Here is a 23537-nt window from a genome sequence, read left to right as displayed (position 1 = left end):
ATGGAAAAGATCAGCATTATGGGCGTGAGAATCGACAACAAGTCCATGGAAGAGGTAATGGACATTGTCGAACAGAAGCTTAACAACGGGGAAAGATACATAATTTACACACCAAATACGGAAATAGTCATGATGTGCCAGGATGACGGTGAATTTCTTAATTTCATGAACAAGTCCGACATAAACATCCCGGATGGCATAGGGCTCGTGTATGCGTCGATGATTAAGAATCATCCCCTGAAGGGCAAGGTTGCAGGATTCGATCTGTCAATGAGACTTCTGGAGCTTGCCGGGAAAAAAGGCCTCAAGCTGTACGCAGTGGGCGGAAAACCTGGCGTTGCAGAGACGGCAATGAACAATGTCCATGAAAAGTATCCCGGAATAGTTATTTCCGGATCACACCACGGATATTTCAAGGGTGCCCACCTGGGGCAGGGAGGCAACCCAGAGGAACAAAAGGTTGTAGATGAAATAAACGCCCGGGAACCGGATATTCTGTTCGTGGGATTTGGTGCAAAGAAACAGGAGCAGTGGATTGAATTCAACAAGGATAAGCTAAACGCCAAAATCATCATAGGCAATGGCGGAACCATAGACGTGTTAGCAGGCAATGTGAAAAGGGCTCCGGACATATACGTGAATCTTGGCCTGGAATGGCTTTACAGGCTTATTAAAGAGCCCAGCAGAATTTCAAGGCAGGCTGTTTTGCCTGTATTCATGCTCAAGGTTATTTTTGGGAACAAAAATATTGTTAAGGAAATAAAGGAGGAAGTATGAAACTTTTTATCGATACTGCCAATGTTGAAGAAATCAAAAAGGCAAATGACATGGGAGTCATTTGCGGTGTAACAACTAATCCATCCCTCATAGCCAAGGAAGGAAGAGTGTTTGAAGAGGTTGTAAAAGAAATTACAGGAATTGTTGACGGTCCCATAAGCGCTGAAGTTATATGCCTTGATTCTGAGGGAATGATCAAAGAAGCCGTTGAGCTTTCAAAAATCCACAGGAACATAGTCATTAAAATCCCTATGACCGAAGAAGGATTGAAGGCTGTAAAGGTGTTAAGAAGGGAAAACATCAGGACGAATGTCACCTTGATATTTTCGGCAGGCCAGGCGCTTCTTGCTGCAAGGGCCGGTGCTTCATACGTGAGCCCTTTCATAGGAAGGCTTGACGACATAAGCACTGACGGAATGGAACTGATATCTGAAATTGTGGACATATTCAACTACCACGCAATAAAGACCGAAATAATTGCAGCAAGCGTAAGACACCCCATGCATGTAACACAGGCAGCAAGAATCGGGTGCCACATAGCAACTGTTCCCTACAAGGTGATAATTCAGATGACAAAGCACCCCCTCACAGACAAGGGAATAGAGCAGTTCTTAAAGGACTGGGAAACAGTACCTAAGAATTAAAAAGCAGTTAAGAATTAAGAGTTAAGAATTAAGAGTTAAGAATTAAGAATTGAAGGAAAGAATTGCGCCAAGGCGCAATTCTCACCATAATTATTAACTATTAATTATTAACTATCAATTAATATAATACGGAGGAAAATATGAGTTACGACGATTTGAAAATCACGGCTCAAAATTTGAGAAAAAACATTTTGACCATGATTCATGAAGCAAATTCAGGGCATCCGGGCGGATCCCTTTCGGCAGTTGAAATTGTCACATACCTTTACTACAGGGAAATGAACATATCCGACCCGAAGGATGAAGGACGCGACCGTTTTGTCCTTTCAAAGGGCCACGCAGCCCCGGTTCTTTATTCTGTGCTCATGGAAAAAGGATTCATCTCAAAGGATATGATTGGAAGTTTAAGACAGGTCAATTCAAAGCTGCAGGGACATCCGGACATGAAGAAGGTGCCGGGTGTGGAGGCTTCCACAGGATCTCTTGGTCAGGGACTTTCCATTGCCAACGGCATGGCTCTCGGTTTCAAGCTTGACGTCAGGAACAACAGGGTATTTGCACTTCTGGGTGACGGAGAGATACAGGAAGGAATGATATGGGAAGCTGCCATGCTGGCAAGCCACTACCACCTTGACAACCTCACTGCTGTACTTGACCACAACGGGCTTCAGATAGACGGAAACAACAGCGACGTAATGGGCATTGAACCGATAGATAAAAAATTTGAAGCATTCGGATGGCATGTAATGAAGGCTGACGGACATGACTTCGAGTCTCTTGAAAAGGCTTTTGAGGAAAGGAAATCCGTAAAGGGAAAACCTGCTATAATAATAGCTGAAACCACAAAAGGCAAAGGCTGCTCCTTCATGGAAGGCAAATCCTCATGGCACGGAAAAGCTCCAAACGCAGAAGAATTCTGCACGGCAATGGACGAAATAGGAGGTGGCATCAATGGCTAAGGCAACGAGAGAAGCATACGGCGAGGCTTTAAAGAAGCTGGCCGCAAACAATCCGGATGTGGTTGTACTGGACGCTGATCTTTCAGGTTCAACAAAGACTTCCGAATTTAAAAAAGTAAGCCCTGAAAGATTTTTCAACGTGGGCATAGCTGAACAAAACCTTGTGGGAACCGCAGCAGGTCTGTCGCTGGCCGGCAAGATTCCATTTGCAAGTTCCTTTGCAATGTTTGCAGCCGGAAGAGCTTTTGAAATCATCAGAAACACCGTGGCATATCCAAGACTGAACGTTAAGATTGCTGCAACCCATGCGGGACTCACAGTCGGAGAAGACGGAGCATCCCATCAGGCCATCGAAGACATAAGCCTCATGAGAAGCATTCCAAACATGACAGTAATAAACCCTGCAGACTGCATCGAGGCAGAGCAGGCCGTACTGAAGGCCGCTGAATATGAAGGACCGGTCTACATAAGACTCGGAAGAATGGCTGTTGAGGATGTGAACGACTCCTCTTACAAATTTGAAATCGGCAAGGGCGTGGAAATGAAAAATGGAAGCGACATAACCATCATAGCAACAGGCATTATGGTTCAAAAAGCTCTTAAGGCCGCAGAAAAGCTCGGTCAGGAAGGAATAGACGCAAGAGTTTTGAATATCCACACAATAAAGCCAATAGACAGTGAAATCATAGTTAAGGCTGCAAAGGAAACAGGAGTAATCGTGACCGCTGAAGAGCACAGCATCATTGGTGGTCTGGGAAGCGCCGTTCTTGAAGTTTTGTCAGACCAGTGCCCGGTACCCGTTAAGAGGGTAGGAGTAAATGACACATTCGGCGAGTCAGGAAAGCCTGAAGACCTTCTGAAGAAATATGCACTTACTGAAGATGATATTGCCGGTATGTGCAGAGAAGCCTTGAAACTGAAAAAATAACCTTGAAATAAGTGCTTCGGCACTTATTTTTCCTTTTTTTTGCAAAAAATATAATATTGCATCAAGTTATGAGCTTTCCACTGCAATCGGTCAAAAAATAAGCTGAAATTGTAATAAAAAAATACATATTTGGTATTGACATGCATTATATGTAAAGGTATAATGATTAATTTGACATAAGTTACGGGATAGTGTATACTATTAATATTAGGAGGTAACTTATGTTTAATTTAGGAGATAAGGTAGTATACCCGATGCATGGGGCGGGCGTAATTGAAACTTTGGAATCAAAAGAAATTTTGGGCGAAGTTAAGAGTTACTATGTTTTGAAGATGCCCATAGGTGAAATGAAGCTCATGATTCCTGTTGACAATGTTAACAACATCGGTTTGCGAAACATTATCGACAAGAGTCTGGTGGAAGGTGTGTATGACATACTGAAGCAGGCAGCAGTGCTGAATGATTCAAACTGGAACAAGAGGTACCGCGACAACATGGTGAAGATGAAGACTGGTGACATCTTCGAAGTGGCACAGGTTGTCAGGGATCTTACCTACAGGGACAGGGAGAAGGGCCTTTCAACAGGTGAGAAGAAAATGCTGGTGAGTGCGAAACAGATGCTCGTAAGCGAAATCTCACTTTCGATGGACGCCGACTCCAACGGTATTCAGGAATATTTGGAAAGCATTATAAACAAAGATGCACTAAACTGATAAACCGTAGTGCATTCTTTTTTATTGGTTTTAAGGTTTGATTAATGAAATTTCAGTATAATATTATTTAATTTGTTGTAGCCAAATAACAAAAAATGTGTTACATTAAATAATATAACAAAATTTGGGTATGATAGTAAGGAGGTGATTAGATGATAGATAGAATAGTAAGAGCAGTGATTACCATCGTAGGAGCAAGTTTTGGAGCTTTTATGGGGGTAGTGTTAAATCAAAATGGTCTTCTTAAATTTTCAGGTTTGCAAAATGTTTTAATAATTGTTGGTATCAGTTTAATTTTTGGAATTATATTTTTTCTACTTTCTGTTAAAATTAAAAAGACTGGTCAGAGAATAGCTGAGGCTTTCGAAAGAGAATTGCTGAAGTTTTCAACCATGGATATTATATGGGGCGCACTGGGGCTTATCGTTGGCTTTATAATTGCGTTTTTAATAAGCCAGCCTTTTGCTGACATAAAGTATGTGGGAACCATCGTTTCCATATTGTCCTACCTGCTGTTCGGATATCTTGGAATAAAAATATCCACAAGGAAAAAGGACGATGTCATATGGCCGCAGTTAAATCTCAAGAAGGTTCAACCGGTTAAAAAACAAGACAAGAATGCAAGAAAAGAAATAGTATCTCCAAAAATACTTGATACCAGTGTTATTATAGACGGAAGAATATCCGACATCTGCAGAACAGGATTTATAGAAGGTACACTTGTAATTCCGGAGTTTGTGCTGAAAGAACTCAGACACATAGCGGATTCATCAGACAGTCTCAAAAGAAACAGAGGAAGAAGGGGACTGGACATACTGAATATCCTACAGAAGGATGATTCAGTAAGTGTTGTCATAGAATCCAAGGATTACGGTGATAACATCGAAGTTGACGTGAAGCTTTTAAAGCTTGCCAAGGAACTTGGAGGAAAGGTGCTGACCAATGACTTCAACCTGAACAAGGTAGCAGAGTTCCAGGGAGTAGAAGTGCTGAACATCAACGAACTTGCTAATGCTGTGAAGCCCATAGTTCTTCCCGGAGAAGAAATGACTGTAATGGTTGTGAAGGATGGGAAGGAATCAGGACAGGGACTGGCGTATCTTGACGACGGAACAATGATTGTTGTTGAGGGAGGCAAGAAGTGCATAGGAGATTCCGTTGTGGTGACGGTTACCAGCGTGCTTCAGACTGCTGCCGGCAGAATGATTTTTGCAAAACTTAAGAATGTAATAACCAAAGCGGTTTAGTCAAAAATACTCAGAAATGAGTATTTTTTTTATATAATAAGAAAGTTCTCTTTCTTATTATATAAAAAACGAGGATTGCAAAGGACGGGATGTCCTTGCCGTTAAGGGGGGTGCTCAGTAAAAATGCGTTAGCGTTTTTACGCCGAAGGGGGACATAGGTCCCCATAGCGGAGTTGCGGAGCAACTTTTTTATATGATTTATATGATAGGAAGCCTTTTCACTGCTATATATTTGCCTTAATAACTGCATATATTTCCTTTGGTATGGTCAAAATAACAATATATGTGTTTGAGAGGTATCTATGATTATCGTTGCAATAAGAGCAGTAATATTATACAGTGTCCTGCTAGTTTCCATGAGAATCATGGGAAAGGGAGAACTGGGAGAGCTTCAGCCCTTTGACCTCGTTGTGTCTCTGGTGCTGGCTGAACTTGCCGTAATGCCCATGGAGGATCTGGGAGCGCCGCTGGTCCACGGCTTCATGGCTATAGCAGTCGTCATGTTTCTGCAGTGTCTTATTTCTTACATAACGTTGAAAAACAACAAGGCCAGAAAAATAATATGCGGCACTCCTACAGTCCTCTTTGATCACGGCAGGTTCAACACCAAAGACATGAACAAGCTGAGGATCAACGTCAGCGATGTGTTGGGACAAATGCGCCTCAAGGGTTACTGCAACGTTGATGACATTGATTATCTTATTATGGAAACAAACGGGGAAATGAGCATAATAGCTCCACAGGACCAGCCGGGAAAAAGATGTAAGAGAATTCCCATCGCTGTAATTCTTGACGGGAAAATACTGCACGGCAACCTTGAGAAGTTTAAGATTTCAGAAAACATGCTACAAAAGGAACTCAAGAAAAACAATATGAAAACAAAGCAGGTACTTTACGGTTTCGTTGACGAAGAAGACAAATTTATATTTTACAAGAGGTAGTTATGAGAATGGTGGTTATTTCATTGATAGTGCTGCTGGTCATGGTCGGTGTCTGGATATGGTTCCACTTTACTTCTGTGGAGCCTATCACATCCTACTACTGGGAGAACGTTGAGTCACTTTTAAATGTGGTGGACCGTGAAGACTGGGACACGGCTGAAAGGGACATTGAATTCTATCGGCAAAAATGGGACGGTGAAAGGAAGCTTTGGGTTTATTTCATCAATCAGGACGAAATAGACAGCATCGACATTTCCATGAAAAGGTCACTTTCCTACATAAAAAATAAAGACAAAAACAAGGCTCAAGCTGAGCTTGAGCACTTGAGGATACTGTTTAACATCATAAAAGAAAATGAATGTCTTGCACTTGACAATATATTTTAGTTATTTCACCCAGTTTACCAGTGTACCGATGTTTTCGATGTAGCATTCCATCTTGTCTCCTGGGTACATGTACTTTGGAGGATTGAAACCGGCTCCAACACCTGCAGGAGTTCCTGTGAGTATTATGTCTCCGGGGTACAGAGTTATGCCTGAGGACAGGTCGCTGATGATTGCGGGGATATCAAAAATCAGCTGGCTGGTGTTGCCGTTTTGTCTCAATTCTCCGTTTATGTAGCTTTTGATGTCAAGTCTGGGAGGAAATGAAATCACGGATTTGTGAGCAACGTACGGTCCCACCGGGCAGAAGGTGTCGAAGGATTTTCCCTTGTGCCACTGCATGTGATTTTGCTGCAGATCTCTTGCGGATATGTCGTTTGCTATTGTGTATCCGAAAATGTAATCTTCAGCATCTTCCTTGGAAATGTGCTTTCCTTCCTTTCCGATTATCACTGCCAGTTCAACTTCGTAGTCGAGTTCCTTAACAGTTTCGGAATGTGAATCAACGAAGTCACCCTGACCGATGGCTGGATATGCTATCTTGCTGAAGTAAATGGGATAGGCAGGTATGTCGCCGCTTACGTTCTTCAGGCTTTTTACTTCGTTTATGTGGTCGAGATAGTTCTTTCCGAGGCAGATTATGTTTCTTCTCGGATAAGGTATGGGGGATAATATTTTCACTTTATCGATGTCAATGGTGCCGCATGAGGATGCAGCTTCGTTGACTGCGGTTATGTCAAGTCCTTCGAACATATCAATAAGGCTGAGCATGTCTGAAGGTGCGGGCACATTCAGTTTTGAGAAAACATCGGCAGCAGGAACAACGCCGCCCTTGTCATCGGTTAAAAATCCCACAGATTCTTTTTCTTCGTAAAGGTAAGTCAATAAATACATTTTAGCCTCCGTTATAAGTATTGGCGGAAACGGGCACACCGCAATTCCGATAAGTTTAATATAATATATTTAAGATTATTTTACAAGGAAATTGTTTCGCTTTAAATTGCATTAAATTGTGAATGTTATGATAAACTTGCAGGTTGATGGTCCATGTGATATAATGTTACAAATTAAAATAATTTCAAGAGGTATACCATGAGCAGGTTTATGTTGAATGATTTGCACAAAGAAATATTACAAAGTTTGACGCAAAAGGATTTCCTGAAGAGAATCAACTTCTCCGAGGAAAAAATGCAGTCGTTTATCATCAATAAGAAGTTTGTAAATAACTTACTTATCCTCATAAATAAGAAACAGTTCATGTGCAAGGATGTTGTGGAACTTTCCATTGACATTCTCAACAGTGTTTGCCCGGAATCACCGAAGGACTGGCTTCCGTACATTTTCCAGTACGTGCTGAACAAGTCGTTCCCTGAAGCAGTTACCATCAAGCTTTACCTGAAATATGAAAACGGCGTGCTCATTTACCTGGAAATATTGAGGACTATTTTAAGACATGCTAAAAACAGCGACGTCTATGACAAGTTTGCAGACTTTAAGTTTCTGTCGGAGGAAGAGATAAGCGACCTGCCCAATCCCGACGAATACGTAAGCTTCCTGGACAAGTTTGATAAAAATTATATATACGAGCTCATGATGATCGATGCAGAGGTTAACGGCTACAATACGCTTCAGCATGTGGCTGCGGTTCATTATGTGGCCATGTATGTGGCAAGACAGCTCAAGAAGGTAGGAATACCCGTAAACCTTGGTCTTGTATCGGGAGCAGCAGCAGGTCATGACATAGGTAAGTACGGCTGCAAGGGACTGGAAAAAAGGAGGGTGGCATACCTTCACTACTACTACACTGACCAGTGGTTCATGAAACACAACATGCCTGGAATATCTCTCATTGCCGCCAATCATTCCACATGGGACCTGGAACTGGAGAACCTGCCTCTTGAGTCTTTGATTCTTATTTACGCGGATTTCAGGGTTAAGAACAAAGCCGGAAAAACCGGCATAGAAATGCATATTTATGAATTGAGCGAGTCGTTTGAGATAATTCTTGGAAAGCTTGACAACGTTGATGAAGCCAAGGAAAAAAGATATGTGAGGGTTTATTCAAAGCTTAAGGACTTTGAGAACTACATAGTTCACAAGGGAATAAACACGGATTTCAGCTCAGAGGAGCCCTCACCGAAAAAGATCATAGACTACGCCCTCATAGACGGTTACGATGTTGTAGAAAATTTCAAATACATGGCAATTGCCCACAACACTTCGCTCATGAGCAAGCTCAACAACGAGATTAACTTCACAAGCATGATAGAGGCTGCCAGAAGCGAACAGGACTGGAAAAACTTAAGGTCTTACCTCAACATACTCGAGGAGTATTCAATCTACCTGTCCCAGAAGGAAAAGCTCTTCACACTGAGCTTTTTGTATGAGCTTCTGGTCCACAGGGAAGGAGACATAAGGCGTCAGGCTTCAAACCTCATGGGGAAGATTATTGTTTCCTTTGACCTGGAATACTCCAAGGAAATTCCGGAAGACGTTAAAATTGAAATAAACGAGGAAATGACAGGGCTTGCTCTGTGGGACAAATATCTGGGATTGTTTTTGGACCCCGGCTACAAGGTTACCGACAACCACAAGGAATGGATAGGATATTCACTGAGGGTGTTTGTTGATTCTGTCATGAACTCTGACAGGAACAACAACAAGAAGGCTTATCTGGACCTTTTATTAAACTACTACAGAAACGAAGAAGATGAATATGTGGCAAGGTTTAATTCTTTGAATTCACTGTTGAGCATTCCTGTGGACCTGTACGAGACGGAGCAGCTTTCCTTCGTCATAGACTACGCAATCAAATCACTCAACAATCCTGCGGCAGATGTAAGGCTCATGGCTGTTCAGTTTTTCAATCATGTTGTTAAAAACAGGGATACGGCAAGCTCCAACCTTCAGAAGATATATGATTTTACGGCTGTCATTTCAGAAAATGACGGACTGTGTATAAACTACCTCAAGTACAAGATGGCCAAGAAGCTGGGAATGTCCTATGACCTGATCAACAGGTACAAGACGCTCATCACCAGCAGCCGCTATAAGACATCTGATTTATTCCTGAACAACCTTAAGGCTGCAACACCGTGGAACGTCAAGACAATCAGCATTGATTACATCATGGACCACATAAAGAATAAAAATGACGTGGCCCTACTTCAGACTGCAACTCACCTTGCCAACCTGGTGAAGGTAAGTGCAAAGGAATCGGTAAGAAACAAGGCAGGAAACTCTCTTGTTGAAATCGGGCCTCTTCTTTCCATAGACCAGAGAAACGAAATAGCTTTCGAGCTTATAAAAGGCCTAGAAATAGACGAGCTTCAGTACGCCAAGTACATTCCCGAATACCTGGGGAGATTTGTAATGCTACTGTATCCCAAGGAGCTTGACGAGTTCATCACTGACCTTAAAAATATATACAAAGGAACTAGTGAAAGGGCAAGCGCCCTGGTAATCACCACGTTCGGGGTCATGGTGCAGCACTATCCCGAGTATCTTGAAAGATTCGGAGAAGATGAGATCACATACAACAAGAGGCTGGTGAAGATGCTGGGAATAATCTTAAGCGGTCTTGCAAACTACAACCTGCAGGTAAAACAGGAAACTTTCCTTGTCATAGGCCAGCATATTTTCGGCTCCAGGAAACTCAATCTGGAGGAAAAGAACAAGATATTCCTGATGATTTACAAAAAGCTTCTGACGTTAATAAATGAAAAGGAAATGGGTGATCTGTTCTTCTTCAACAACTCGGCGTCATTCAACCACATATACAGATTCATAAGCGATTATGAGTTTTATTTCGAGAGCTTCGGCATCAGGGAAAACAAAAACATCGCATTTTTCCCGGGAACCTTTGACCCATTCTCCTTAAGCCATAAGGGAATCGTCACAGAAATAAGAAACCTGGGATACGATGTGTACCTGGCCGTGGACGAATTTTCCTGGTCCAAGAAGGTGCAGCCACGTCTCATAAGGAGGCAAATCATCAACATGTCTATTGCCGATGAGTTGGGAGTGTTTTTGTTCCCGGACGATATTCCAATCAACCTGACAAGTTCAAATGACTTGAGAGAACTAAGGTCGCTGTTTGAGGAGAAGGATATATTCATCGTGGTGGGAAGCGATGTGCTGATGAATGCCACGGCTTACAAGGCAAGGCCAACCAAGAGCTCAATCCACAGCTTCAACCACATAGTGTTCAAACGATCCAAGGACGACCTTACCCCAAGCTCAGCCAAGAAGGCTGAGGAAACAAAGGGCAGAATAAGAGGAAACCTTGTGGAGCTGCAGCTGCCTTTATACCTTGAAGACATAAGTTCAACCCAGATAAGGGAGAACATAGACAATAACAGAGATATTTCAAACCTCATAGACCCTCTGGCCCAAAGCTTCATTTACGACAGGAACCTGTACATCAGGGAACCTCTCAACAAGAGCGTATTGAAGTCAAAGCCTTTTGTCATCGAGGTAATAGAAGATTTAAGCAAAAAAATCGTGGACGAAATAGGCCATTACATTTTCATGTACACAAACCTGTATGAGAACATAGGGGAAAGGCTTGTTTCAAAGAAAATTAAGCTGCTGGTCATAAGAGACAGCAAAAATTCCAACAAGCTTCTGGGCTTTGCTGCATTCCACCAGATTGGTTCCTCGGAAGTCTACTCGGAGTTCCAGAGCCAGCACATTGCCAACTATGTAAGGGAGAAGACTGCAGGCAGGCTCATAGTCATTGACGGTATTTTCATAAACCCAAGCAAGATTTACGACAACATGGAGCAGATTCTCATAACCGAAACTCTTGCCCACTGTCTGAAAAATGATTTCACATACGCAATATACTGCAACATCCTTTCAAACAGCAACAGCGAAGCTGTAATGGAGACATTGGAACTTCAGGGATTCACAAGGATAACAGACGAAGGCATGAACAAGACCGTATATGCAGTTGACATGAAGTTCCCTGTATGTCTGACACTGAACCTTGAAAGCTTCATCAAGGAACCTTTGAACACAAATCCTAGGGTTCATGAAGCCATAGTTCAGGCAAGGAAGAAGCTGCAAAAGTCAATGACCGAACTGTATCCCGGCAGCTTGGTTCTGTCAATCGACAACGATATGATAAACCAGACGCTTATCAACAAAATATGCAGCATCAACAACGTAAGCAACGAGGTGCAGGTTCCCAAGGTGGTGGGAGAATTCATGTGCGTGCCTTTCGGCAACATTCTGAAAGGAATGGTGGTTCCAAACACCGTAACAAAGTCCCTGCACACGGAAAAAGTGTACACAACTGACGCCACTGCGTTTAAAATAACAGAATATCCTTTCTATTCGCCCATAGAAAATCAGGTGAAGACCATCAAATCCTTCGAAAAACCGGTTGTACTGGTGGATGATCTGCTTCACAAGGGCTACAGAATAAAGGAACTTGACCCGATCTTGAAAAAGCATAACATTGAGGTTAAGAAGATTATTTTGGGTATAATGTCAGGAAGAGGCAAGGATCTCATGGACATTCAGGGAAGAGAGGCGGACTGTGCTTACTTCATACCGAACCTGAGGCTGTGGTTCAACGAAAACCTCATGTATCCGTTTCTGGGAGGCGACGGCATGTGGATCAACAATGAAAATATGCTGAATCTCATACCATCTATAAACCTGATACTGCCTTATTATTCACCTATGTACATCAGCGGCGCCACCAATGAAGCAATTTATAAGCTTTCCATGGTGAGCCTTGAAAATGCAAAGCATATACTTCGTGTGCTTGAAACGGAGTTCCAGGACTTGTATGAGAAGAAGCTCACGGTGAAAAGACTGGGCGAGGTTTTATTGTCTCCGAGACTTCCATACCTGGGAGACAACATCTTCTACGATTTGAACATGGAAGCATCCGGTTACATGGACGTGAGCATTGAGACGCTTCTAAAGCTTGAGAGGATAATAAAATGATTTACTACAAGTTAAAGGGTAAATACCTGTTTTCACTGAAGGATGAATACGGCTACGAAAAGGTAAATGAGCTGCCGGAAGGCACAGAGGAACTTTACTTCCTGCACAAAAAAGACAGGGATCTATCCAAAAGGACATTTGCGGTTTCCGACCCGTCTGATTTGTTTTGCGAAAATGAAGATTTAAGTCTGCTGTGCATCAGCGGCGAAGAACGCCATGTTCCGGAAAATATATTGAAATTGATTGAACAGCGAAAAGTGAAGGCTGTGAATACAGAGTACAATGAATATGAGCAAAGCTTGTTCATGGAGAGCGAAGGAAAGAAGAAGGTGAACCTGCTGGCCCTGGGAGACGTGGGCAGCACCCTTCTCATGGGACTTAAGCTTCTGGGGGGCAATGCTGTTGAATCCATCGGTATTTACGACAGAAGCCGTGAAAAGATTCAAAGGTGGGAGTATGAAATGAACCAGACATCCTTTCCCTTTGATTACGACATCCTTCCCCAAGTACGAAGCATAGAAAAGGAAGAGCTCTTTGACTGCCACATGTTTGTGTTCTGTGCCTCCAAGGGAGTGCCTCCTGTTGGCAGCGAAAATGTGGATGTGAGAATGGTTCAGCTTGAGGAGAACGCAAAGCTTATCCGCGAGTATGCACAAGCTGCGGCAAATGCCAACTTTAAGGGGATTTTTGCGGTAGTTTCAGACCCCGTAGACCCCTTGTGTGCCGTTGTTCTGAAAGAAAGCAGAGGAGTTCTGGCACCGGAGCAGATCAAGGGCTATGGCCTTGGCGTTATGAATGCAAGAGCCATGTACTATGCGAAAAAACATGAAAAGTTTTCATCGTATCTGACGGAAGGAAGGGCCTTCGGCCCTCACGGCAACGATCTGGTAATTGCAAACAGCATTGTAAATTACGATGATAAAATATCAAAGGAGCTTACGAAGCTTGCCGTGGAGGCGAACCTTGAGGTAAGGAAGACCGGATTCAAGCCTTACATCGCGCCTGCATTTTCTTCGGGAGCCATATCCATCGTCCTTACACTGGAAGGAAAGTTTCATTACAGCTCCAACTACCTGGGGGGTGCTTTCATGGGTGGTAAGAACCGAAACATCCCATCGGGCCTTGAGATGGAAAAGATAAGCATGCCGGATGAGCTTTTTGAAAGAATAAAACACACATATGAAGCGCTAAAACAATTAAGAATTAAGAATGAAGAGTGAAGAATTAATGGTACAATCAGGCATAGCCTGATTGTTTCAACTAATTCTTAATTCTTAACTCTTAATTCTTCATTAAAAACAGGGGGTGTTGTTGTGGAAACATTAAACGTTTTCATACCGGGGGAAATTTCAAAGCGCCTTGAGCGTGTTCTTGAATTTTCACTGGAAGGATATGATGTGAAGACCTTTGGGTCAGCCGATGAAATAAAGAACATGGATAACATGAAGATTCTTTTTGCGGTGGAGCTTGGGGAATCAGGAATAAACATTGAACATTTTAAAATTCTTGAAAAAATAAAAATGTCAGGTAATGATTTCATGAAAGGTTCCGTGGGAAGCGTGCTGGTGAACAGCAGCAATGAGCTTTTCTCAAGAGACATAGCAAGAAAGACCATCCTTTACGCCAATATGGCAGGCTGCATGTTTCCGGGAAGGCCTCTTTCCGAAGCAACAGGGTCACTCAAGAACTTCAAAACACAGCAAAAGCTGTCCCATTTGAGCCTGGAGGAAATATGTCTTTCGGACAGCAGGAACGTGGTTGAAAGACTGATGAATTTCAATCCTCAAAAGCTGCAAAAGCCAAGGATGTTGGCTCTTCACGCAAGCAACTACAACACTTCAAACACCCTGAGTCTTTGGAACATGGTGAAGAAAAATCTCACGGGCTTTGACATCAGCGAGATACACATAGAAAACGGAGCAATAAGAGACTGCAAAGGCTGTTCATACAAAGCCTGCAAGCACTATTCCCAGAGCAACAACTGCTTTTATGGCGGAGTGATGGTGGAGGAAGTATACCCTGCCATCATAAACAGCGATGTCCTGGTGATGATATGCCCTAATTACAATGATTCCATAAGCGCCAACATGTCAGCAGCCATAAATCGGCTGACGGCTCTATTCAGGAAGGTGAAGTTTTATGACAAGTACGTGTATGCAGTCATCGTTTCGGGATTCAGCGGAAGCGACATAATTGCCCAGCAGCTCATAAGTGCGCTGAACATAAACAAGACCTTTATGCTGCCGTCTAAATTTGCCCTCATGGAAACGGCCAATGATTTCGGAGATGTGGAAAAAATAGAAAATATTTGGGATAAGGCCAGTGAGTTTGCCGACAGCATTAAATCGAGCACATTCTCAGCAGTCTGACGCTTCTTGTGAAGCGTTTTTTATTTATTCAAAAAAATTACTTGACCTGTCGTAGTAAATGTAATATAATTACTTCATCAGATGAAGTACGACAGTCGTAGTAGAATATAGAAAGAGGTACAAATATGATTAGCAGTGATGTAATTCGAGGCTACAATGATACAATGATATTGTATCTTTTGCTTAATGAACCATCTTATGGCTATGAGATTTCAAAAAGAGTGAGAGAATTAACAGATGAAAAATACGTAATGAAGGAAACGACTCTTTATTCTGCATTTAAGAGAATGGAATCCAATGGTTATATAGAATCATTCTCAGGCAGCGAAACAAACGGCAAACCGAGAACCTATTACAAAATAACGGAATCAGGTAAAAAATATTATAAGGAAAAATGTGAGGAATGGGAAATAACCCGGGAAGTTATTGAAAAATTTATAGAGGAGAATTATCATGAATACAATTAGAAATTATCTTGACAACATGTTTTTAGGACTGCCTGAAACAGAAGATGTAACAAGAGCAAAAAAAGAATTGCTTGCAATGATGGAGGATAAATACAACGAATTAAAAGACAGCGGAAAAACAGAAAATGAAGCTATAGGAATTGTGATTTCCGAGTTTGGAAACCTGGATGAACTTGGGGACACTCTGGGAATAAAGCAGGTACTTGAATATAAGAGTGACATTTCATTGATTACTTATGAAGAAGCAGAAGGTTATATAGAAGATTCAAGAGCAACAGCACCAAAGACAGCATTGGGAGTGTTTCTTTGCATAGCGTCTCCCATAACCCTTCTGGTTTTAATCGGACTTAAAGAACTCATTTTTGCTGAGGTCAAGGAAGAATTGTTCATAGCGGCAGGTCTGGTAGTTCTTATTGGGATGGTAGCTACTGCAGTTTCTTACTTTATTCGTTATTCAAGCAAGCTTGAAAAATACGACTACCTTAAGGAAAACATTTTTGAAATTGATTATAAAGCCGAACAGATGGTTCGAAAGGTACAAAAACAAGATGAACAGACGTACAAGTCAGCGGTAAGCATTTCCGTGGTTGGGTACATTTTAAGCGCTCTGCCGGTTATAGTTACTCCGCTGGTAACTGAAACTGATGGACTAAGTGTAATATCAGTAGCAGTGACATTGGCCATTGTAGCATTCTCCACATACAACATAATAAATAAAAGCGGTGCTTACGACGCATGCAACGTACTGCTGCAGCAAGGCGAATATTCTGCAAAAAACAAATCAAATAAAGCATTCCAGGCTGTTTCTAAAGTATATTGGCTGGTAGTGGTCGCTGCTTATCTGGGATACAGCTTCATTACAGGTAACTGGGCTATGTCATGGATTATCTGGCCAGTAGCCGGTGTGCTGTTCGGAGCCATTAAGGCAATTATGGATGCACGCTCGTAGAAATAAAAATCTGAGAGGAGCCAGCAACGGAAATTCTCAACGAAAACAGATAGTACCCAATTTTCAAAGAAATGTGAAAGTAGGGTGCTGTTTTGTTTTGTCGAAAATATGAATTCACCGTGGCATGAAAAACAATCACAATATCTTTGCAGTTGATGTATAGAAGATTTTTCCGGTTTATATTTGAAGTGTTTCTACAATAATGATATAATTTAATAAATCAGAAATCAGAATAGGAGATATTATGAAGGTTTTAGTACTAACAGGAAGTCCGCATGCAAACGGAACAACTGCATTGCTTGCAGATGAGTTTTGCAGCGGTGCAGTGGAATCAGGTCACGAGGTAGTTCGCTTCGATACAGCAAAATTGAAGCTTAATCCGTGTCTTGGCTGCGACCACTGCCGCAGGAACGAAGGCAAATGTGTGCATGAGTATGATGATATGATTGAAATAATTCTGCATCTGCTGACTGCTGACGCAGTTGCCCTGGTAACACCGCTTTACTACTTCGGCATGACATCGCAGTTAAAAAAGGTAGTGGACAGGTTTTATTCTGTTAATTCACTGCTCAGGGAAAAATCCAAAAAATTATACCTGATTGCAGCGGGTGCTGATACTGATGAATGGGCAATGGACGGAATAAGAGCTCACTACAAATGTCTGTGCAGCTACCTTAGATGGCAGGAAGGCGGAACACTTCTGGCTTATGGATTAGGCACGAGACAGGATGCCGAGAACAGTGAATATAAAACATTGGCTAAAAAACTCGGACAGGAAATATAGCCAAATATCAATAAGCTTTCCAGGGAGGATAAATTATGCTGGATGATTTAATATCTGTTTTGTATTCAGTAATATCAGAAAATGAAATAATGGATTTTATTGGGGACCTGGTAAGCATCCCAAGCTGCCACGGTATTAAAGATCAGGAAACTGCGGTTGCTGAAAAGATACATGATTTATTTGTAAAAGAAGGTATCGAATCGGAAATAAGCCATGTGGCTGACGGAAGATGCAATGTCATTGCCAGGCTAAAGGGGACGGGAAGCGGCAGGACGTTATTGCTGACAGGTCATACAGACACAGTACCGCCTTATGATATGAAAGATGCTTTTATTCTAAAAAAGGACAGCGGTAAATTGTATGGACGCGGTGTTGTTGACATGAAAGGTCCGCTGTCGTGTATGATTTATGGCATCATAGCAATTAAAAGAGCAAAAATAGATATTGCCGGCGATCTGATTTTTGCCGGGGTCATAGATGAAGAAGAAAAAAGCCTTGGAACCATTGACTTGCTGGAAAAGGGAATCAAAGCTGATGCTGCGATAGTGGGTGAGCCAACAAATTTTGAAGTGTGTGTTGCTCACAGGGGTCTGGAATGGTTTGAACTTAATTTTCAAGGAAGGACTGTACACGGCGGCGCGCAGAAATCAGGAGTAAATGCCATTTTGAAAGCCTCCGACTTTATTCATAGGACTGAAGAAAAGCTTCAGCCCAGGATTATGAATGAAACTCATCCTATTATAGGCACTTCATCGATGAATTACGGAACGATACACGGGGGAACACAACCAAGCACAGTTGCAGGCGAATGCTGCATGAGCATTGACAGAAGATGGGTGCCCGGAGTTAAGTATGAAGATGTCATAAAGCAGTATCAGGATGTTATTGACGAGCTTTCAAAGGAAGATGAACAATTTAAATGTACCCTAAAGGTTATGGACAGCAGCCTCATGAAAAAGGGGTATGTTCATGAATCTATGGAAACGAATATTGACCACCCGATTGTAAATATTGCCATGGAAAAGGCTAAGGAAGTATTAGGACATGAATCAAAGATTGCATATTTCCCGGCATGGTCTGACGGAGGACTGTTAAGCAGCTACGGAAATATACCCACTGTAATATTTGCTCCCGGCGATTTGAAGACAGCTCACTCTGCGGAGGAACAATTGGAAATAAGGCAAATCCTGCCGGCAGCATTCATTTATGCACTGATTGCAATAGAAATTTGCAGATAAACAAATGAAAGAGCAGCTGTCTTATGATTCTTACATATTTACATATGATTTCAGGCAACATAAGGATATGTGGCTGCAGCTATAAACTTGAAAGGAGTGATTCCATGATAAGCGGTATTGATTGGGAAAGTGCTATAAATATCCGCAGATCTACGCGAAGTTTTGAGATAAAACCTATTGAACTTACAAAAATGAACATGATCAAGAGTTTTATCGGTGATATGAAAATGCCTTTTGAGCACAATGTAAAAATTAAAATTTTTAATGCAAGTCCTGACAAGAAACTTTATACCATATTTTCAGCACCGCCTGATAATATGGCATTCATAACCGATACAGACTGCTGTTCCTTATCTGCAGCCGGATTCGTGGGCGAAGTCGCGGTCTTGTATGCCACAAGCATTGGACTTTCCACATGCTGGTATGGACATTATGCTTTGGCCGAATTGGAAAATGTAATGCCGCACTTAGGAGAATATAAAAATTTACAAAATCCAAAGTGGGGTTATGGAAAGGGTGAAGTGGAAGGTCAAAGAGCTATCTGCATCACGCCTCTTGGATACGGGAATCAAAATGGTGTCAGGCTTTTTGACAGGATGCAGCAAAGTTTAATAAGCTACAAGCGAAAGCCCATAGAAAATTTTTTAGAGGGAGACATGAAAGCAGATGACCTTTCACCGGAGATTCTATATGCACTGGATCTTGCACGGAAGGCTCCTTCAGCTGCTAACAGCCAGCACTGGCGTTTCTTGATATCGTCTGATCGTAAAACAATTTCCATAGCCATGCCGGCAGGCTACAAACATATAAAATGGGAGCATCCGGATGTTGATATCGGCATATGCGCCAGTCATCTCTGGTTGGGACTTCTTATGAAGAATATAAATTGTAAGGTGTCTCTCCTTGAAGAAGAAGGACGCGCAGTATGGCAATTTCATATTGATTAATATGGAGCAGTCTCGCTCTATTACAGAAAAAGCTTTAAACAAAGTAAGGTATTGTGATTGCAACTAGATTATTGATGAGGAGCACTATGGACAACATAGAAATAAATAAAAACATATTCAATTCAAAACCGGATAATGACAGGATTCAGGTTGAGCTGGATGCATATGAAATATTACAGCATCTTGAAATACCATTTACAGGCGTAGACCATGACGAAGCGATGACCATGGAGGATTTGCATTCAGTTGAAAGGGTGCTGGATGTGAAAGTGGGTAAAAATCTCTTGCTTTGCAATACACAAAAAACAAAATTTTATTTGCTGATAATGCCTGCAGATAAAAAATTTCTCACAAAAGATTTATCAAAACAAATAAACAGTGCAAGGCTTTCCTTTGCAGACGGAATCTATATGGAGCAATTCTTGAATATTAAACCCGGTTCATTAAGTATACTTGGGCTCATGAACGACAGGGACAATGAAGTTCAGCTGGTTATAGACAAGGATGTATTGGAAAATGAATATTTTGGATGCCATCCATGCGTGAATACATCTACATTAAAAATTAAGACATCCGACATAATTAATGTGTTTCTTCCCTGGACAAATCATGAATTGACGATAGTAAATCTTTGAGATATTGATTTTTCATCTTTCAGTCAGCATAAGGAAAACCATTATGATTAAAAATTATTTATCCATAAATCAAAAAATTTGATTGACAAATCTTTTTTTGGATGTTATACTTCTAAAAAATACAAATTAAAAAACAAAACAAACGCTGTGAAGAGGAGTAGTAAGCATTTTCAGCTATTTCAGAGAGTTGTTGGCCGGTGAAAAACAACATATGATGAGATGCAGAAGTAGCCTTGGAGCGGACCTTCCGAAAAATTAGAAGTAGGATGGTACGAAGAAGCCAATCGTTAAAAGTGGCAGGATATCGATTAGAAATATTCCGTATCCGGTGAGGGCATTTCGTATGAAATGAATAAGAGTGGTACCGCGAAAGATTATATCTTCCGTCTCTTAGGGATAGTATCCCTGAGAGAGGAAGATTTTTTTATGCGAAACTGGAAATTTCCTTAACCTTTCTCATGGACAACTAGTGCAATGATGTAGGTATTGTCAAATGACATAACTAATAAACTAAAATTAAATTCATGGAGGAAGTAAAATGGGAACAATGTATTATGACAAGGATGCGGATTTAAAGTATTTGGAAGGAAAGACTGTGGCAATTGTAGGTTATGGCAGCCAGGGGCACGCTCATGCTCTTAACCTTATGGAAAGCGGTATAAATGTAGTTATAGGACTGCAGGAAGGAAGTAAATCAAAAGCGAAGGCAGAATCTCACGGTCTGAATGTTATGTCGGTAGCAGAAGCTGCACGTGCGGCAGATGTTATTATGATGCTTGCACCGGATACTGTTCAGAAACAAATATATGAAGAAAGCATAGCTCCGAATTTGGAGGAAGGAAATGCACTTGCTTTTGCTCACGGATTTAACATTCACTTTCATCAGATTCTGCCGCCGAAATATATAGATGTATTCATGGTTGCACCAAAGGGACCCGGTCATCTGGTTAGAAGAACATATATGGAAGGAAAAGGCGTTCCTGATGTTTTTGCAATTCACCAGAATTACACGGGAAAATGCAAGGAAATTACATTAGCTTATGCCAAGGGTATAGGAGGAACAAGGGCAGGTGTTATAGAAACAACATTCAAGGAAGAAACTGAGACAGATTTATTCGGAGAACAGGCAGTTCTTTGCGGAGGAGTAACAGAACTGATTAAAGCAGGATTCGATACACTGACTCAAGCAGGTTATCAACCGGAAATAGCATACTTTGAATGCTTGCATGAAATGAAGCTCATCGTTGATCTCATCTATGAGGGCGGATTTGAAAACATGAGATATTCCATAAGCGATACTGCGGAATACGGAGACTATATAACAGGAACCAAAATAATTACCAAGGAAACTAGAAATACCATGAAGAAAATTTTGAGCGATATTCAAGACGGAACATTTGCATATGACTGGATATCTGAAAACAAAGCAGGAAAACCAAGGTTCCAGGCAATGAAAAACATGGAACTTGAGCATCCGATAATCGGAACAGGCAAGAAATTGAGATCAATGATGTCCTGGATTGGAAAATCAGCAGAAGGACAAGAATAACTTAGGAGCTCTGCCATCTGGATTAACAATAAGATGAAAAAGCCGGTAATGATGAGAATCAATTACCGGCTTTTTATATTTGGATTTCGGGGATGGACCTTTTAGTTATCTGTTGAAGTTATTTCCAAAATATGCTAATATTATTTTGCTGGTTAAACTATAAAAATACTCAAGAGCTTAACAGAATATTAAACAACTATGCCAAATTCAACTAAATTTATGTAAAGTAGTATAGATTTATATTTTAGGGAGGAATTATTGAATGAAAAAACTATTCAAGTCTTTTGCCTTTTGGTTTGTTATATTAGCTATATTGGAAATATACATGCATCAAGTAGGACAGGATTCAAAAAGTATTGTTTTGATTTACTTAAATCCAATTTTAAGGATAATATCTCGTTCTGATACAGGAAGATCCTTTATGAATTCGGGATTGCAAATTTCTTCTAGAACAATCATGGGGTATATTTCAATATATTGGTACATCGGTTCAATTGTAACTTTTATTGTTTATGGTTTAATCTTAGATGGTTTCAGATACGCTCTCAAGTGTATCTCCAATCGCGCAAAATGAGCAAAGATGTTGTTTTGTGGTGATGAAATAACAAAATTAATTTTAGGGAATGACCGTTTAATTGCAATAGTTTAATGTGAGCGTAGCTTTATTACTCAATAATTATTTAAATAATATTTCATATATAGAATGATCCATCATTATTATATTACCAATAATATCATAAAAGGAGAGGAACAATGAAAATAAAATATGTACATACAAATATTATTGCAAAAGATTGGAAGAAAGTTTCTCAATTTTATCAACACGTTTTTGGCTGCAAGCCAGTACCGCCAGAACGTAACTTAAGCGGAGAGTGGCTTGATAAATTAACTGGCATTGATAATGCTCATGTAACCGGAGAACACCTGACTTTACCTGGATATGAAGAATTTCATCCTACTTTGGAGATTTTTTCATACAATAATACAGATTCAAGTAATCCTAAAGCAATCAACGGCATTGGTTTATCTCATCTGGCTTTTGAAGTAGATGATGTTGCTTTAGTCCTTGAAAAAATAATAGAAGAAGGCGGCGGACAAGTAGGGGAACTAATAAAAACAAAATATCCCAACAACGTTACAGCAACCTTCGTATATGCAAAAGACATAGAAGGAAATATAATTGAGCTGCAAAGCTGGGAAAAATAAATGAAAAAGCACATGGCTAATGATACAAAGAAAATTATAGATACATTACTAAATAGTATTTCAGAAATTAGTGAAGTACAATCAATCGGAATAAGTGGCAGTATGACCTCTCTTCCAAGAGCAGGAGAAGGTGATATTGATATTTTTATATATTGTGATATGATACCTGATTTTGAAAAGAGACAAGCCATAATAAATCGGTTGGGAAACCAGATACAAGAAGGTAGAGTAAATATTTTTGAAGGTGGACATTGGGGAATTGGAGATTTCGTACTTATAAACGGTATTGAAACTTGGTTAATGTATTTTACAGTAAGTGAAACATTAACAGATGTAGAATCCATACTCAATGGTAAATATCCAGATAAATTGGATAACTACTACTATCCAATAGGTAGATGTGCCATGCTTAAAAATATCAATATTTTATACGATAAAAGTAACTTTTTAAATGACTTGAAAATAAGATTATCCAAGTATCCAGATAAATTAGGAAAGATACTCATACAATATCATATAGATGAACTTGATGACACAGAAGATTTGGAACGTGCTGTGGTCAGAAAAGATGTACTGTTTTATCACTTTGCAATGGATATTGCAATTGACCATTTCCTTCAAGCGTTGTTTGCTATTAACAAAGTCTATTTCCCAAGCAGAAAAAGAACGCTTGATTTTATTGAAAACTTCAATGTTAAACCCGAAGCATGCAATGAAACATTATTAGAAGTTATTAAGTTAGGTGGCTTTTCAGAGGGAATTAATCAATCATTTACACTATGGGGCAATATGGTTGATGAACTAAAGAAATTGGGTAATGTTTAGTGATTAGATTTCTTA

At 40.7% G+C, this 23537-nt stretch carries 22 protein-coding genes and 1 other annotated feature; of the genes, 21 read left to right on the top strand and 1 reads right to left on the bottom strand.

Going from position 1 to position 23537, the window contains the following annotated elements; translation table 11 throughout:
• From AAGU76_RS04900 to AAGU76_RS04865, 8 genes are all read left to right on the top strand, one after another.
• The gene (locus AAGU76_RS04900; RefSeq protein ID WP_342484322.1) at nucleotides 1–777 is read left to right on the top strand and encodes a WecB/TagA/CpsF family glycosyltransferase; all 777 of its coding nucleotides are present in this window, start codon (nucleotides 1–3) and stop codon (nucleotides 775–777) included.
• Nucleotides 774–1421, top strand: coding sequence for a fructose-6-phosphate aldolase (fsa, locus tag AAGU76_RS04895; protein ID WP_342484321.1), 648 nt, complete (start codon nucleotides 774–776; stop codon nucleotides 1419–1421). Before AAGU76_RS04900 ends, fsa begins: the two co-directional genes overlap by 4 nt.
• Nucleotides 1422–1561: 140 nt before the next feature.
• Nucleotides 1562–2380, top strand: a complete 819-nt coding sequence (locus AAGU76_RS04890; RefSeq protein WP_342484320.1) for a transketolase — start codon at nucleotides 1562–1564, stop codon at nucleotides 2378–2380.
• The gene (locus AAGU76_RS04885; RefSeq protein WP_342484319.1) at nucleotides 2373–3308 is read left to right on the top strand and encodes a transketolase family protein; all 936 of its coding nucleotides are present in this window, start codon (nucleotides 2373–2375) and stop codon (nucleotides 3306–3308) included. Before AAGU76_RS04890 ends, AAGU76_RS04885 begins: the two co-directional genes overlap by 8 nt.
• A 221-nt stretch (nucleotides 3309–3529) precedes the next feature.
• Entirely contained in the window at nucleotides 3530–4021 is a 492-nt protein-coding gene (locus AAGU76_RS04880; protein ID WP_342484318.1) for a CarD family transcriptional regulator, read from the top strand.
• A gap of 152 nt (nucleotides 4022–4173) precedes the next feature.
• Nucleotides 4174–5268 (top strand): PIN domain-containing protein, encoded by a 1095-nt coding sequence (locus tag AAGU76_RS04875; RefSeq protein ID WP_342484317.1) that lies wholly within the window; start codon nucleotides 4174–4176, stop codon nucleotides 5266–5268.
• A 302-nt stretch (nucleotides 5269–5570) separates the two neighbouring features.
• On the top strand, nucleotides 5571–6209 hold the full coding sequence (locus tag AAGU76_RS04870; protein WP_342484316.1) for a DUF421 domain-containing protein: 639 nt from the start codon (nucleotides 5571–5573) through the stop codon (nucleotides 6207–6209).
• Between the two features lie 2 nt (nucleotides 6210–6211).
• Nucleotides 6212–6595: a DUF4363 family protein gene (locus AAGU76_RS04865; protein ID WP_342484315.1), complete on the top strand. Its 384-nt coding sequence runs from the start codon at nucleotides 6212–6214 to the stop codon at nucleotides 6593–6595.
• On the opposite strand, the gene AAGU76_RS04860 is transcribed toward AAGU76_RS04865, so the two are convergent.
• Nucleotides 6596–7486: a fumarylacetoacetate hydrolase family protein gene (locus tag AAGU76_RS04860; protein ID WP_342484314.1), complete on the bottom strand. Its 891-nt coding sequence runs from the start codon at nucleotides 7484–7486 to the stop codon at nucleotides 6596–6598.
• A 198-nt stretch (nucleotides 7487–7684) separates the two neighbouring features.
• Here AAGU76_RS04860 and AAGU76_RS04855 point away from each other — a divergent pair, with 198 nt between their 5' ends.
• From AAGU76_RS04855 to AAGU76_RS04795, 13 genes are all read left to right on the top strand, one after another.
• Nucleotides 7685–12553: a cytidyltransferase gene (locus AAGU76_RS04855; RefSeq protein WP_342484313.1), complete on the top strand. Its 4869-nt coding sequence runs from the start codon at nucleotides 7685–7687 to the stop codon at nucleotides 12551–12553.
• Entirely contained in the window at nucleotides 12550–13773 is a 1224-nt protein-coding gene (locus AAGU76_RS04850) for a lactate dehydrogenase (RefSeq protein ID WP_342484312.1), read from the top strand. The genes AAGU76_RS04855 and AAGU76_RS04850 overlap by 4 nt, the downstream gene beginning before the upstream one ends.
• A gap of 93 nt (nucleotides 13774–13866) precedes the next feature.
• Nucleotides 13867–14922 (top strand): NAD(P)H-dependent oxidoreductase, encoded by a 1056-nt coding sequence (locus AAGU76_RS04845; RefSeq protein WP_342484311.1) that lies wholly within the window; start codon nucleotides 13867–13869, stop codon nucleotides 14920–14922.
• Between the two features lie 125 nt (nucleotides 14923–15047).
• Nucleotides 15048–15389, top strand: a complete 342-nt coding sequence (locus AAGU76_RS04840; protein WP_342484310.1) for a PadR family transcriptional regulator — start codon at nucleotides 15048–15050, stop codon at nucleotides 15387–15389.
• Nucleotides 15376–16338 carry a permease prefix domain 1-containing protein gene (locus AAGU76_RS04835; protein ID WP_342484309.1) on the top strand — a complete coding sequence of 321 codons (963 nt, stop codon included), beginning with the start codon at nucleotides 15376–15378 and terminating at the stop codon, nucleotides 16336–16338. Before AAGU76_RS04840 ends, AAGU76_RS04835 begins: the two co-directional genes overlap by 14 nt.
• Before the next feature lie 244 nt (nucleotides 16339–16582).
• Complete coding sequence (locus tag AAGU76_RS04830; RefSeq protein ID WP_342484308.1) at nucleotides 16583–17122, top strand: flavodoxin family protein; 540 nt, start codon at nucleotides 16583–16585, stop codon at nucleotides 17120–17122.
• A 35-nt stretch (nucleotides 17123–17157) separates the two neighbouring features.
• Nucleotides 17158–18360 carry a M20 family metallopeptidase gene (locus tag AAGU76_RS04825; protein WP_342484307.1) on the top strand — a complete coding sequence of 401 codons (1203 nt, stop codon included), beginning with the start codon at nucleotides 17158–17160 and terminating at the stop codon, nucleotides 18358–18360.
• 23 nt (nucleotides 18361–18383) lie between these two features.
• Entirely contained in the window at nucleotides 18384–19307 is a 924-nt protein-coding gene (locus tag AAGU76_RS04820; RefSeq protein ID WP_342484306.1) for a nitroreductase family protein, read from the top strand.
• An 86-nt stretch (nucleotides 19308–19393) separates the two neighbouring features.
• Nucleotides 19394–19942, top strand: coding sequence for a prolyl-tRNA synthetase associated domain-containing protein (locus AAGU76_RS04815; RefSeq protein ID WP_342484305.1), 549 nt, complete (start codon nucleotides 19394–19396; stop codon nucleotides 19940–19942).
• 138 nt (nucleotides 19943–20080) lie between these two features.
• Nucleotides 20081–20336 (top strand) — a binding site (T-box leader).
• A gap of 144 nt (nucleotides 20337–20480) precedes the next feature.
• A complete protein-coding gene (gene ilvC, locus AAGU76_RS04810; protein WP_342484304.1) occupies nucleotides 20481–21491 on the top strand; it encodes a ketol-acid reductoisomerase in 1011 nt (336 codons plus the stop codon).
• 262 nt (nucleotides 21492–21753) lie between these two features.
• The gene (locus AAGU76_RS04805; RefSeq protein ID WP_342484303.1) at nucleotides 21754–22065 is read left to right on the top strand and encodes a hypothetical protein; all 312 of its coding nucleotides are present in this window, start codon (nucleotides 21754–21756) and stop codon (nucleotides 22063–22065) included.
• Between the two features lie 179 nt (nucleotides 22066–22244).
• Complete coding sequence (locus AAGU76_RS04800; protein ID WP_342484302.1) at nucleotides 22245–22697, top strand: VOC family protein; 453 nt, start codon at nucleotides 22245–22247, stop codon at nucleotides 22695–22697.
• Entirely contained in the window at nucleotides 22698–23522 is an 825-nt protein-coding gene (locus tag AAGU76_RS04795; protein ID WP_342484301.1) for a DUF4037 domain-containing protein, read from the top strand. It begins immediately after the preceding gene.
• Nucleotides 23523–23537: the final 15 nt, after the last annotated feature.

This window comes from Sedimentibacter sp., from assembly GCF_038562225.1.
In the GTDB taxonomy this organism is placed as follows: domain Bacteria; phylum Bacillota; class Clostridia; order Tissierellales; family Sedimentibacteraceae; genus Sedimentibacter.
The sequence above is the reverse complement of the archived record's forward strand: the minus strand, read 5'-3'. Positions and strand labels throughout refer to the sequence as shown.

Bases quoted from the DNA above. Each gene is read 5' to 3' on its own strand.
- AAGU76_RS04900 (WP_342484322.1), top strand. From the start codon at position 1: ATGGAAAAGATCAGCATTATGGGCGTGAGAATCGACAACAAGTCCATG.
- fsa (WP_342484321.1), top strand. From the start codon at position 774: ATGAAACTTTTTATCGATACTGCCAATGTTGAAGAAATCAAAAAGGCA.
- AAGU76_RS04890 (WP_342484320.1), top strand. From the start codon at position 1,562: ATGAGTTACGACGATTTGAAAATCACGGCTCAAAATTTGAGAAAAAAC.
- AAGU76_RS04885 (WP_342484319.1), top strand. From the start codon at position 2,373: ATGGCTAAGGCAACGAGAGAAGCATACGGCGAGGCTTTAAAGAAGCTG.
- AAGU76_RS04880 (WP_342484318.1), top strand. From the start codon at position 3,530: ATGTTTAATTTAGGAGATAAGGTAGTATACCCGATGCATGGGGCGGGC.
- AAGU76_RS04875 (WP_342484317.1), top strand. From the start codon at position 4,174: ATGATAGATAGAATAGTAAGAGCAGTGATTACCATCGTAGGAGCAAGT.
- AAGU76_RS04870 (WP_342484316.1), top strand. From the start codon at position 5,571: ATGATTATCGTTGCAATAAGAGCAGTAATATTATACAGTGTCCTGCTA.
- AAGU76_RS04865 (WP_342484315.1), top strand. From the start codon at position 6,212: ATGAGAATGGTGGTTATTTCATTGATAGTGCTGCTGGTCATGGTCGGT.
- AAGU76_RS04860 (WP_342484314.1), bottom strand. From the start codon at position 7,486: ATGTATTTATTGACTTACCTTTACGAAGAAAAAGAATCTGTGGGATTT.
- AAGU76_RS04855 (WP_342484313.1), top strand. From the start codon at position 7,685: ATGAGCAGGTTTATGTTGAATGATTTGCACAAAGAAATATTACAAAGT.
- AAGU76_RS04850 (WP_342484312.1), top strand. From the start codon at position 12,550: ATGATTTACTACAAGTTAAAGGGTAAATACCTGTTTTCACTGAAGGAT.
- AAGU76_RS04840 (WP_342484310.1), top strand. From the start codon at position 15,048: ATGATTAGCAGTGATGTAATTCGAGGCTACAATGATACAATGATATTG.
- AAGU76_RS04835 (WP_342484309.1), top strand. From the start codon at position 15,376: ATGAATACAATTAGAAATTATCTTGACAACATGTTTTTAGGACTGCCT.
- AAGU76_RS04830 (WP_342484308.1), top strand. From the start codon at position 16,583: ATGAAGGTTTTAGTACTAACAGGAAGTCCGCATGCAAACGGAACAACT.
- AAGU76_RS04825 (WP_342484307.1), top strand. From the start codon at position 17,158: ATGCTGGATGATTTAATATCTGTTTTGTATTCAGTAATATCAGAAAAT.
- AAGU76_RS04820 (WP_342484306.1), top strand. From the start codon at position 18,384: ATGATTCTTACATATTTACATATGATTTCAGGCAACATAAGGATATGT.
- AAGU76_RS04815 (WP_342484305.1), top strand. From the start codon at position 19,394: ATGGACAACATAGAAATAAATAAAAACATATTCAATTCAAAACCGGAT.
- ilvC (WP_342484304.1), top strand. From the start codon at position 20,481: ATGGGAACAATGTATTATGACAAGGATGCGGATTTAAAGTATTTGGAA.
- AAGU76_RS04805 (WP_342484303.1), top strand. From the start codon at position 21,754: ATGAAAAAACTATTCAAGTCTTTTGCCTTTTGGTTTGTTATATTAGCT.
- AAGU76_RS04800 (WP_342484302.1), top strand. From the start codon at position 22,245: ATGAAAATAAAATATGTACATACAAATATTATTGCAAAAGATTGGAAG.
- AAGU76_RS04795 (WP_342484301.1), top strand. From the start codon at position 22,698: ATGAAAAAGCACATGGCTAATGATACAAAGAAAATTATAGATACATTA.